10 protein-coding genes are annotated in these 11,616 nt (G+C 65.3%); 7 read left to right on the top strand and 3 right to left on the bottom strand.

Features of this window, described 5'->3' with window-relative positions; all coding sequences use genetic code 11:
• A partial coding sequence (locus Q8K05_RS10750) for a class I SAM-dependent DNA methyltransferase (protein WP_305246605.1) occupies positions 1–915 on the top strand: 915 nt, incomplete at its 5' end.
• Positions 916–1,034: 119 nt separating this feature from the next.
• Here Q8K05_RS10750 and Q8K05_RS10745 read toward each other — a convergent pair.
• The gene (locus tag Q8K05_RS10745; RefSeq protein WP_305246604.1) at positions 1,035–1,205 is read right to left on the bottom strand and encodes a hypothetical protein; all 171 of its coding nucleotides are present in this window, start codon (positions 1,203–1,205) and stop codon (positions 1,035–1,037) included.
• A gap of 268 nt (positions 1,206–1,473) precedes the next feature.
• On the opposite strand from Q8K05_RS10745, the gene Q8K05_RS10740 reads away from it, so the two are divergent.
• The 5 genes from Q8K05_RS10740 to ftsH all read left to right on the top strand — a co-directional run bounded on the left by Q8K05_RS10740 (position 1,474) and on the right by ftsH (position 8,522).
• Positions 1,474–1,617, top strand: coding sequence for a hypothetical protein (locus Q8K05_RS10740; RefSeq protein ID WP_157648713.1), 144 nt, complete (start codon positions 1,474–1,476; stop codon positions 1,615–1,617).
• Positions 1,614–3,059 carry a nodulation protein NfeD gene (locus Q8K05_RS10735; RefSeq protein WP_305246603.1) on the top strand — a complete coding sequence of 482 codons (1,446 nt, stop codon included), beginning with the start codon at positions 1,614–1,616 and terminating at the stop codon, positions 3,057–3,059. Before Q8K05_RS10740 ends, Q8K05_RS10735 begins: the two co-directional genes overlap by 4 nt.
• Positions 3,056–3,835: a slipin family protein gene (locus Q8K05_RS10730; protein WP_305246602.1), complete on the top strand. Its 780-nt coding sequence runs from the start codon at positions 3,056–3,058 to the stop codon at positions 3,833–3,835. Before Q8K05_RS10735 ends, Q8K05_RS10730 begins: the two co-directional genes overlap by 4 nt.
• 106 nt (positions 3,836–3,941) lie before the next feature.
• Entirely contained in the window at positions 3,942–6,656 is a 2,715-nt protein-coding gene (locus Q8K05_RS10725; RefSeq protein ID WP_305246601.1) for a bifunctional acetate--CoA ligase family protein/GNAT family N-acetyltransferase, read from the top strand.
• Positions 6,657–6,659: 3 nt separating this feature from the next.
• Positions 6,660–8,522 carry an ATP-dependent zinc metalloprotease FtsH gene (gene ftsH / locus Q8K05_RS10720; RefSeq protein WP_305246600.1) on the top strand — a complete coding sequence of 621 codons (1,863 nt, stop codon included), beginning with the start codon at positions 6,660–6,662 and terminating at the stop codon, positions 8,520–8,522.
• Positions 8,523–8,537: 15 nt separating this feature from the next.
• Here ftsH and Q8K05_RS10715 read toward each other — a convergent pair whose 3' ends face one another.
• Positions 8,538–8,852: a hypothetical protein gene (locus Q8K05_RS10715; RefSeq protein ID WP_305246599.1), complete on the bottom strand. Its 315-nt coding sequence runs from the start codon at positions 8,850–8,852 to the stop codon at positions 8,538–8,540.
• Between the two features lie 73 nt (positions 8,853–8,925).
• Positions 8,926–10,095, bottom strand: coding sequence for a signal recognition particle-docking protein FtsY (ftsY, locus tag Q8K05_RS10710; RefSeq protein ID WP_305246598.1), 1,170 nt, complete (start codon positions 10,093–10,095; stop codon positions 8,926–8,928).
• 121 nt (positions 10,096–10,216) lie between these two features.
• On the opposite strand from ftsY, the gene Q8K05_RS10705 reads away from it, so the two are divergent.
• The gene (locus Q8K05_RS10705; protein ID WP_305246608.1) at positions 10,217–11,614 is read left to right on the top strand and encodes a pitrilysin family protein; all 1,398 of its coding nucleotides are present in this window, start codon (positions 10,217–10,219) and stop codon (positions 11,612–11,614) included.
• Positions 11,615–11,616: the final 2 nt, after the last annotated feature.

Genomic DNA, 11,616 nt, shown 5'->3' with positions numbered 1-11,616 from the left:
CCCAACCTGACGCGCGAGCAGAAAAAGCACCTGAAAGAGTCCGCCTTGCGCGGCTGGGAGCTGGTGCAAAGCACCGCGCGCCTGGCCGCCATGAACATGATGCTGCACGGCATTGGCTCCGACAAGTCGGTGCCCATCGTGGTGGCCGACGCGCTGGCCGCCGACCCCGGCGAGCGCTTTGACGTGGTGCTGGCGAATCCGCCTTTTGGCAAGAAGAGCAGCACCATGATCACCGGGGCCGAAGGCAAGGTGAGTACCGAGAAAGACGTGATCGAGCGCGACGACTTCTGGGCCAGCACGTCGAACAAGCAGCTCAACTTTGTGCAGCACATCAAGACGCTGCTCAAGCAGCATGGCCGCGCGGCGGTGGTGCTGCCCGACAACGTGCTGTTTGAAGGCGGCGCCGGCGAGACCATCCGCAAGAAGCTGCTGCACGAGTGCGATGTGCACACCCTGCTGCGCCTGCCTACCGGCCTGTTTTACGCGCAGGGCGTGAAAGCCAACGTGCTGTTCTTTGAGCGCAAGCCCGCGTCGGAAACGCCGTGGACCAGGAAGCTGTGGATTTACGATCTGCGCACCAACCAGCACTTCACGCTCAAGACCAACCCGCTCCGGCGCGAGCACCTGGAAGAGTTGGTGAAGCCGTACAACCCGGCCAATCGGCAGGAGCGCAAGGCCACCTGGTCAGCCGATAACCCGGAAGGTCGCTGGCGTGTCTACGACTACAGCGAGCTGATCGCCCGCGACAAGGCCAGTCTGGATATTTTCTGGCTCAAGGATGACAGCCTGGCCGACAGCGACAACCTGCCGCCGCCCGACGTGATTGCCCAGGAAATCGTCGACGACCTGGAAGCCGCGCTGGAGCAGTTCAGGCTGATTGCAGGGGATTTGCAGGCCAGCGATTTGGCAGCCTGAAAGCAGGCCCGGGGTTGATCCCTCGTTGAGGCATTAACCTGCCTCGCCGTGGAGAGCCGTGGCGCGGTCCGAACTCATGCCACCGTCCGAAGGTTTTTCGGGCTGTTTTTATTCAGGTGCTATTCAGTCTTGGGCGGCTCCGCGTCAGGCAGGCGCGTGCAGGCATCGCCCACGTGGTGGGCTATCAGCGCCAGCAAGGCCTCGCGCACCAGCTTGGCAAGCGAGGTGTCACGAATATCGTTGAAGCGGTCGGCAGAAGATTCGGTGAACCAGGGAAGCTTGTTGGTCATTAATTGAATTTGATATATCGTGTACGGAAAATGGCCGAACCCGCCCGAATGGGGCCGGTCAGCAGGTCAGGCGCGGTTTCGGGTTGGATTGATCCTCGTCAAATGCGAATCCAGTTTTGGCGATGATCATGACAGTGAGCGGTCGGAAGCGTGCCCGGCAGTTCTTGGCGGGTTCGCGCAGCTTCAGCACTGCGTTCACAAGGCGTACGCAGTTTCTGTCGGCTCCGCGCCGATTCATAAACACATTCAATGATGGAAAGGCGAGCCCATGAACACCGTGTTGCTGCCGATCGACAGGTCCCCCGCCGCACAGGGAGTGCCGGCGACTGTGGTGGTTGGGGCGGCCCAACTGCATCTGCTCAAGGCTCGGAGCTGGCTTTTTAAACAACGTGAGCAGGTGGTGTCGCGATGACGAATGGAACTGCGCTCGCAAGGCCGCTGCGCGCCGCATGGGTGCGCGCACTGGTCACTGCGATCCTGCTGGGCTTGGCCGCATTCGTGGCCCGTGCAGCGCCTGTCCTTTTGCTGGAGGTGCAAGGGGCGATCGGCCCCGCCAGCGCGGCCTACATGATCCGCGGCATTGCCAAGGCGAAGGAGGCGGGGGCTCCCCTGGTGGTGATCAGGCTGGACACGCCGGGTGGGCTGGATACGTCGATGCGACAGATCATCCAGGCCATTTTGGCGTCCCCGGTACCGGTGGCCGTGTACGTCAGCCCCGAGGGTGCCCGCGCGGCCAGCGCGGGCACCTACATTTTGTACGCGGCGCACATCGCCGCCATGGCGCCAGCCACCACGCTCGGCGCCGCCACGCCGGTCGCCATCGGCCTGCCGGGCGTCGAGCGCAACCCGCCGGTGAATGACAAGGGTGACAGGCCTGGCGGGGGCGAGGCAAAGAAGGACGAATCAAAACAGGGTGCACCGCCGATGGCGCCGACCGACGCCATGACTGCCAAGCAGGTGCACGATGCGTCTGCCTTTATCCGTGGACTGGCGCAACTGCGCGGGCGCAATGCCGAATGGGCCGAGCGCGCGGTGCGCGAGGCGGTCAGTCTCACGGCCAGCGAGGCGCTGCGCGACAAGGTGATCGACGTGCTCGCCAGGGATGTGCCCGATCTGCTGGCGCAAATCGATGGTCGCACGGTGCGTGTGCAAGGCGCCGATGTCAAGCTGGCCACACGCGGCCTGAGCGTCGAGGCCGTGCTGCCCGATTGGCGGCAGCAACTGCTGTCGGTGATTGCCAACCCCAGCTTTGCGCTGGTCCTGATGATGATTGGCATCTACGGTCTGATGTTCGAGTTCTCGTCGCCGGGTTTTGGCGTGGCGGGGGTGACCGGTGCCATTTGTTTGTTGCTGGCGCTGTATGCGCTGCAGATGTTGCCGGTCAACTACGCGGGGCTGGCGTTGATCCTGCTTGGCATGGCCCTGCTCGCAGCCGAAATCCTGACACCCGCCTTTGGCGTGCTCGGCGTCGGTGGCGTCATCGCATTCATCGCTGGCGGCCTGTTGCTGTTCGACCGCGACATTCCGGGCTTTGGCGTGCCCTTGTCGCTGATCTTCGGCCTGGCGGCCAGTTCTGCCGCAGTGGTTTTGCTGGGTGGCGGAATGGCCCTGCGGGCGCGCCGCCGCCCGGTGGTCAGCGGGCGTGAGGAAATGACAGGCGCGGTGGGCGAAGTGCTGGCGGTGGACAACGGTGTTGCCTGGGCCCTGGTCCATGGCGAACGCTGGAAGGTGCGCTGCCCCGATGCCCTGGCGCCGGGGCAGCGGGTGCGCGTGCTCGCGCTGCGCGGCCTGACGCTGGACGTGTGCCTCGAAGACTCCGATAGCGATCCAACCCCGAAAGGAACTTCATCATGATTTTCGACTTCAACCTGGGCCTCGGCGGCGTGTTGCTGCCACTGCTGCTGATCCTCGCCTTCAGCTCGCTGCGCGTGCTGCGCGAATACCAGCGCGGTGTGGTGTTCCAGCTTGGCCGTTTCTGGAAGGTCAAGGGCCCGGGGCTGGTGCTCGTCATCCCCGGCATCCAGCAGATGGTGCGGGTGGACCTGCGCATCGTGACGATGGACGTCGAGCCGCAGGACGTGATCTCGCGCGACAACGTCTCGGTCAAGGTCAACGCGGTGGTGTTCTTCCGCGTGGTCGATCCGCAGAAGGCGATCATCCAGGTCGAGGACTACCTGATGGCCACCAGCCAGATCGCTCAGACCACCTTGCGCGTGGTGCTCGGCAAGCATGAGCTTGACGAGATGCTGGCCGAACGCGAGCGGCTGAACCTGGACGTGCAGCAGATCCTCGACTCACAGACCGACGCCTGGGGCATCAAGGTCACCAACGTCGAGATCAAGCACATCGACCTGAACGAATCGATGGTGCGCGCCATCGCGCGCCAAGCCGAAGCCGAGCGCGAGCGCCGCGCCAAGGTCATTCATGCCGAGGGTGAAAAGCAGGCGGCGGTGGCGCTCCTGGAGGCCGCGCAAATGCTGGCGCAGCAGCCCGAAGCCATGCAGCTGCGCTACCTGCAGACCATGACGCAGGTGGCCGGTGACAGGGCCTCGACGATCGTGTTTCCGCTGCCGATGGATCTGCTGGGCAGGCTGCTGGACAAGGAGCGGCCTGTCGTTGATCGCCGCTGATGCCCGCAGCTTCACCCGTCAGGTACAAAGGGCTCGGCGCTGTTCCGTACGCGAGCCCATTCAATTCATGTGTGGATAAGTGTTCATCCCCGTCAGGAAGGCCGTCATGAGTGTGCGCAACCTTGAATACCTGTTTCGGCCCAGGTCGGTCGCCGTGATCGGTGCCTCCGACCGGCCGCAGAGCATTGGGGCGACCGTGATGCGCAACCTGCTGGAAGGCGGCTTTGCCGGACCGATCTGGCCGGTCAACCCCAAGCACGGCAGCGTGGCGGGTCGGCCGGCTTTTCGCGATGTGGCCAGCCTGCCGCAGCCGCCGGACCTAGCCGTGATCTGCACACCGGCGCACACGGTGCCGGGGATCATCGCCGAACTCGGCCGCTGCGGAACGCGAGCGGCCGTGGTGATCACCGCCGGCCTTTCGGCCGTCAATGGGCCCGGCGAGCCCAGCCTGCAGCAGGCCATGCTGGATGCCGCGAAACCGCATCTGCTGCGCATCCTGGGGCCTAACTGCGTCGGCCTTCTGGTGCCCGGCTGCGGGCTCAATGCCAGCTTCGCCCACACCTCGGCGCTTCCTGGCAAGCTCGCATTCGTCTCGCAATCCGGGGCGCTCACCACGGCGCTGCTGGACTGGGCCAAGTCGCGCGATATCGGGTTTTCGCACTTCATTTCGCTCGGTGACAGCGCCGACGTCGACTTTGGCGACGTGCTGGACTACCTGGGCAGCGACCCCAGCACACGCGCCATCCTGATGTACATGGAGTCGGTTCAGGCGGCGCGCAAGTTCATGTCCGCGGCGCGTGCCGCGGCGCGCAACAAACCGGTGCTGCTGGTCAAGGCCGGACGCGCACCCGCGGGCGTCAAGGCCGCCGCATCGCACACCGGGGCGCTCGCAGGCTCGGATGCGGTATTTGATGCCGCCGTGCGCCGGGCCGGCATGCTGCGCGTGGCGACGCTGACCGATTTGTTTGCGGCGGCGGAGACGCTGGCGCGCGCACGGCCATTCAAGGGCGAGCGGCTGGCCATCATGACCAATGGCGGTGGCGCAGCCGTGCTGGCGGCCGATGCGCTGGCGCTGGGCGGCGGCGTGCTGACGGACCTGTCCAGCGAATCGATGCATCAACTTCAGGAATTCCTGCCGCCCACATGGTCCCGGGGCAACCCGGTCGACATCATCGGCGACGCACCGGTCGAGCGCTATCTGCGAACCCTAAAGATACTGCTAGCCGATCCGGGCGCGGATGCCGTGCTGTTCATGCACGCGCCCACCGCCATCGTGCCGAGCGCACAGATCGCCAGCGCCTGCGTGCCGCTGATGCAAGCGGCCGCGCAGCCGGTGCTGGGCTGCTGGCTGGGCGGTGACGCGGTCATGCCGGCGCGCAGTATTTTTGCCGGGGCCGGCATTCCTTCTTACGACTCCCCGGAGCAGGCGGTGGGCGGGTTTCTTCAGCTGGCCGATTTTCACCGCAACCAGACGATGCTGATGCAGACGCCGCCCTCCATACCGCAGGGGTTCGTACCCGACCTCGCGGCGGCGCGCCGGATCATCAAGGCCGTGCTCGCCGACGGACGCGACCTGCTGAACGAGCCCGAGAGCAAGGCCTTGCTGGCGGCCTATGACATCCCGGTGGTCGAGACTCGCGTCGTGGCCAATGCGCTGGATGCCGAGCGCGCGGCCACAGCCATCGGCTTTCCGGTCGTGCTCAAGATCCTCTCGCCGGACATCTCGCACAAGTCCGACGTCGGGGGCGTGGCGCTCAAACTGGAGACCACGCAGGAGGTGGCGCTGGCGGCCCAAGGCATGCTGCAACGAGTGGGTGAGCTGCGCCCCGATGCCACGCTGGCGGGTTTTACCGTGCAGGCAATGGTGCGGCGTCCGCATGCGCATGAGCTGATCGTCGGCGCCTCGACCGACCCGATCTTCGGACCGGTGATCCTGTTCGGCCAGGGCGGCGTCGCGGTGGAGGTGATCGGCGACCGCGCGGTGGCCTTGCCGCCACTGAACATGGCGCTGGCGCGCGATCTGGTCTCGCACACCCGGGTGTCCAGGCTTCTTGCCGGCTACCGTGACCGTGTCGCCATCGATCACGAGGCGCTTGATCTGGTCCTGCTGAAGGTGTCGCAGCTGATTTGCGACTGCCCGGAGGTGGTTGAACTCGACATCAACCCGCTGCTGGCGGACGACCAGGGCGTGGTCGCGCTGGACGCCCGCGTGAAGGTGGTGCCGGCGCGCAGCGCCGGTGCGCAGCGGCTGGCCATCCGGCCGTATCCCGCGGAGTTCGAAGAACGGATCGACTTCGGCGGACGCAGTGTGCTGGTGCGACCGATCCGGCCCGAGGATGAGCCCCGTCTCAGGGCGTTCTTTGCGGCTGCCGAGCCGGAAGACCTGCGCACGCGCTTCTTCATGGCGAGGCGCGAGTTCGCGCATTCCGAACTCGCCCGCTTCAGCCAGATCGACTATGAACGCGAAATGACTTTTATCGCGGTAGCGCCCGAGGCCAGCGGCGAGGCCGGCATGCTCGGCGAGGTGCGGGCGAGCACCGATCCCGACAACCTTCGCGCCGAGTTCGCGATCATGGTGCGCTCTGACCTGAAGGGCCGGGGGCTGGGGCGGGCGCTGTTGGCCAAGATGATCCGCTACCTGAAAAGCCGGGGGACCGGTGTGCTCGTTGGTGAGTGCCTGCGCCAGAACGACGCCATGGCCGCGTTGGCGCGCGGGCTCGGGTTCAGCGTCACTTCGGCTGCCAATGGCGGGGCCATGTCCCTTTCGCTTGACCTGCAGCCGGTGACCTGTCCTGCCCAGCCCGCTTGTTCGGCGGAATGAATCATGGAAAAGCGCACCCAGTTCAGCCTCTGGTACGTCCTTCTGGCCTTGATCGCCATTCAGTTCCTGCATGGCCTGTATGTGCAGTGGCGAGCGGTCGAACCCATCCCCTACAGCCAGTTCCAGGCCTTGCTCAAAGAGGGACAGATCGCGGACCTCTCGATCACCGACAGCCACATCAGCGGCACGCTGAAGCAGGCGCTGCAGGACGGCAAGAAGGCCTTCGTCACGACGCGGGTTGATCCCGCGCTGGCCAGGGATCTTGCCCAGTACGACGTCAAGTTCAACGGCGTGATCGAGAGCACCTTCATGCGCGACCTGCTGTCGTGGGTGCTTCCGGCCCTGGTGTTCGTGGGCATCTGGATGTTCGCGATGCGCAAGTTCGGCGAGAAGCAGGGCCTGGGCGGCGGCTTTCTGTCGATTGGCAAGAGCAAGGCCAAGATTTACGTCGAGACCGACACCAAGGTCAGCTTCGACGACGTGGCGGGTGTCGACGAAGCCAAGGCCGAGTTACAGGAAGTCATCGGCTTCCTTAAAGACCCCCAGGGGTACGGCCGCCTCGGCGGGCGCATGCCGCGCGGCATCCTGCTGGTGGGCCCGCCCGGCACCGGCAAGACCATGCTGGCGCGTGCGGTGGCAAGCGAGGCGGGCGTGCCGTTTTTCTCCATCTCCGGCTCGCAGTTCGTGGAAATGTTTGTCGGCGTCGGTGCCGCCAGGGTGCGCGACCTGTTCGAGCAGGCCCGCCAGCAGGCGCCGGCCATCATTTTCATCGACGAACTCGACTCGCTGGGCCGTGCGCGTGGCGCGCCAGGCCTGGGCGGCAACGACGAGAAGGAGCAGACGCTCAACCAGTTGCTGGCGGAGATGGATGGCTTCGACCCCAGCTCGGGCCTGGTGCTGCTGGCCGCCACCAACCGACCCGAAGTGCTGGACGCAGCCTTGCTGCGCGCCGGCCGCTTCGATCGCCAGGTGCTGGTCGACCGGCCCGACCGGATCGGGCGAATCGCCATCCTCAAGGTCCATACGCGCAAGATCAAGCTCGCAGGCGGTGTGGCCCTGGAGCAGGTGGCCGAACTCACGCCCGGCTTTTCAGGCGCCGACCTGGCGAACCTGTGCAACGAGGCGGCGCTGGCCGCCACCCGCCGGCGCGCCGAGGCGGTGACGCTGGATGACTTCACGGTCGCGTTCGAGCGCATTGTGACGGGCCTGGAGAAGAGGAATCGCCTGCTCAACCCGCACGAGCGGCGGGTCGTGGCCCACCACGAAATGGGCCACGCGCTGGTGGCGCTGTCGCTGCCCGGGATCGATGTCGTGCACAAGGTCTCGATCATCCCGCGCGGCATCGGCGCCCTCGGTTACACCATCCAGCGGCCCACCGAGGACCGCTTCCTGATGACACGCCAGGAACTGGAGAACAAGATGCAGATGCTGCTCGGCGGCCGCGCCGCGGAGCACATTGTGTTCGGGGAAGTGTCTACCGGCGCTTCGGACGACCTGCAGAAAGTGACTTCGATCGCGCGGGCCATTGTCATGCGCTACGGCATGCACGAGAAGCTGGGCAACGTGGTGTATGAGGAAGAGCGCCAGTCTTTTCTGGGCGAGACCGGACTGTCGCTGAAGGAGCGCAATTTCAGCGAGGAGACCGCGCGCGAGATCGACTCTGCGGTGCGCAGCATCGTTGGCGCCGCCTTCGAACGTACCGTGGCGCTGCTGACTGAGCGGCGTCAGGTGCTGGAAGCCGCCGCGGCCGAGCTGCTGGAGAAGGAAACGCTGAACGAGCCGGATTTACAGCGCTTGCGCGAGGCCCTGAAGGTCTATGCGGCCCCGGGCGCGTGTCCGGCAAGCGAATTACCCGCGCGGTCTTGACTGTGTGAGCCTAACTCAGGGCCGGCGCTGGTTGTCCCGAACTTCCCGCACTTCGACGTCGACGACATCACCCGCGTTGAGTTTTTGATTGGGTTTGGGCTGGCCTTCGCGGGTGGCGCGGCCTGGCCAGCCGCCCTGGGATGAAAACCGCTGGAAGCGGCCAAACACCATGGACGCCGCGGGTCTGCGGCCCGTGATCAGTGATTTGAGCAGGAGCACTATAAAAACGATCAGCGCCGCCACCAGCAGGCTGATCGCGAACAGGGCTGCGAACAGGCCCAGTACAACTTTCAAGATAAAACCGGGAATCCGACCGACAAAGCTGGGCACGTCAACAATCCTTTAAAGCTCCCAAGTGGAGGTGATGGGGGCGGTTTTCAAGGCAAGCGCGCCGTTCAGGCCCTCAGGCCAGCAGGGCCTGGGCAAATTCTCGTGCGTTGAAAGTTTCCAGGTCTTCCAGTTTTTCGCCCACACCAATAAAGTAAACCGGCACCGGGCGCAGATCAGGCGAGGCGAGCGCCCGCTCGCGTGCCCACAGTGCAATCGCCGCCAGGACGCCGCCCTTGGCCGTGCCGTCGAGTTTGGTCACGATCAGGCCCGTCAGTTGCAGCGTGTCGTCAAAGGCCTTGACCTGGGCCAGCGCGTTCTGGCCGGTATTGCCGTCAATCACCAGCAAAATTTCATGCGGCGCAGTGGCATCCGCTTTTTGCACCACCCGCTTGATCTTGCGCAGCTCTTCCATCAAATGCAGTTGCGTGGGCAGGCGGCCCGCGGTGTCGACCAGCACCACGTCCTTGCCGCGTGCCTTGCCTGCCGTCACGGCGTCAAAGCTCACAGCGGCTGGGTCGCCGCCGGCCTGGCTGACAATCTCGACCGTGTTGCGGTCGGCCCAGACACTGAGCTGCTCGCGCGCGGCGGCGCGGAAGGTGTCGGCCGCTGCCAGCAGCACCGAAGCGCCTTCGTTGGCCAGGTGACGCGTGAGCTTGCCGATGGACGTGGTTTTGCCCGCACCGTTGACGCCTGTGACCATGATCACGGTGGGCTGATACTGCCCGATCACCAGTGGCTTTTCAAGCGGCTTGAGCAACTGCGCAATGGCCTCGATCAGCGCATTTTTGACAGCAACCGGATGCGTCATGCCGCCCGCCTGGACACGGCGCTTGACCTCGGTGAGCAGGTGCTCCGTGGCCTTTACGCCGGTATCGGCCATCAGCAGGGCGGTTTCCAGGTCCTCGTACAGGGCATCGTCAATGCGGCTGCCGGTGAAAACGGTGGAAATGCTGGCGCCGGTTTTGCGCAGGCCCGCCTGTAGCTTGCCGAGCCAGCGCTGGCGGTCAGGCAATGCGGTGTCAACAACCGCATTCGCCTCGGGGATGGAAATAGGCGTGACCAGCGCGCTGCCGATCATGGCGCCGCCGGCGTTGCTGGCCGGACTCCGCGCTGTGACGCTCGGCGCAGGGGCAGTCGCCGGCCCGGACGCCTCGCCGGGCGCCTGCACGGCAGGTGTTGCAGGCGGTGCGGAAGGCACCGGCGGTGGGGCGGACCCGAATTTTTTCTTGAAAAAACTGAACATTAAATATGCTTGTAGAGTCCACTATTCTATGAAACACCCCAGACTAGCCCATTTGAAGCTTTCAGTCCCCCTTTCCAAGTGCTTGTTGGCCCTGTTTTCAGTCTTTATTTTGCCCACGGCGATGGTCGTCGGCGTCAGCAGTGCGGCTTTTGCACAGGCTGCCGCGCCGGTGGATCAGTTCACGCTGGCCAACGGCCTGACGGTCATTGTCAAGCCCGATCACCGTGCGCCCACCGTCGCCCACATGCTGTGGGTGCGCGTCGGCTCCATGGACGAAGTTGATGGCACCTCGGGCGTGGCGCACGTGCTGGAGCACATGATGTTCAAGGGCACGCCTGCGGTGAAGCCCGGCGATTTTTCCAGGCAGGTGGCGGCGCTCGGTGGGCGTGAAAACGCCTTCACCAGCCGCGACAGCACTGGCTACTACCAGCAAATTCCGGCCAGCAAACTGGAAACCGTGATGCGGCTGGAGGCCGACCGCTTCGCCAACAACCAGTGGCCTGACGCCGAATTCAAGCGCGAGATCGAGGTGGTCAAGGAAGAGCGCCGCCTGCGCACCGAAGACGCGCCGCGCGCCATGCTGTACGAGCAGGCCACTGCGCTGACCTTCGTGGCGGCGCCCTACCGGCGCCCCATCGTCGGCTGGATGAGTGACCTGGACGCCATGACGCCGGGCGATGTGCGCGACTTCCATCAGCGCTGGTATGTGCCCGCCAATGCTGCGCTGGTGGTGGCCGGGGATGTGGACGTCGCCCAGGTCAGAGCCCTGGCTGAAAAATACTACGGCGCCATCGCCGCGCGCCCCGTGCCTGTGCGCAAACCGCGCAGCGAGCCTGCGCAAACCGGCATGCGGCGTCTGGATTTCAAGGCCCCCGCCAGCCAGGCCTATGTGGCCCTGGCCTTCAAGGTGCCCAAGCTGGAGGCGCTCGACCTCGCGGACACCGCCAGCGCCGCATCCGCCACGGCACCGGCCAGCCGCGACGCCCTGGCCCTGACGGTGCTGGCTGCGGTGCTGGACGGCTACAACGGCGCCCGGCTGGAGCGCGCGCTGGTCCAGGGAAAACAAGGGGCAGGCCGTATCGCCGACAGCGCAGGTGCCTCCAGCGGCTTGCTGGGCCGCGGGCCGCAGCTGTTCATGCTCGATGGCGTACCCGCAGAAGGCAAAACCGCGCAGCAGGTGGCCCAGGCGCTGCGCCAGCAGGTGGCGCTGGTGGCGCAAGACGGCGTCAGCCAGGCGGAGCTCAACCGCGTCAAGACCCAGTGGGTGGCCAGCGAAACCTACAAGCTCGATTCGGTGTTCAGCCAGGCGCGGGAACTCGGCTCCAACTGGGTGCAGGGTCTGCCGCTGGATGCCAGTGCGCGCCTGATCACCGAGCTGCGCACCATCACGGGTGGCGAGGTGCAGGCGGTGGCCGCTAAATATTTTGGCGATGACCAGCTGACCATGGCAAGCTTGTTGCCGCAACCCATGGATCCCAACAGCAAACCACGCCAGTCTGCCGTCACGCCCCGGCATTGAGT

Source organism: Polaromonas sp., assembly GCF_030682935.1.
In the GTDB taxonomy this organism is placed as follows: domain Bacteria; phylum Pseudomonadota; class Gammaproteobacteria; order Burkholderiales; family Burkholderiaceae_C; genus Polaromonas.
Note: the sequence above shows the minus strand (reverse complement) of the source record. Positions and strands in the feature narration are given on the sequence as shown.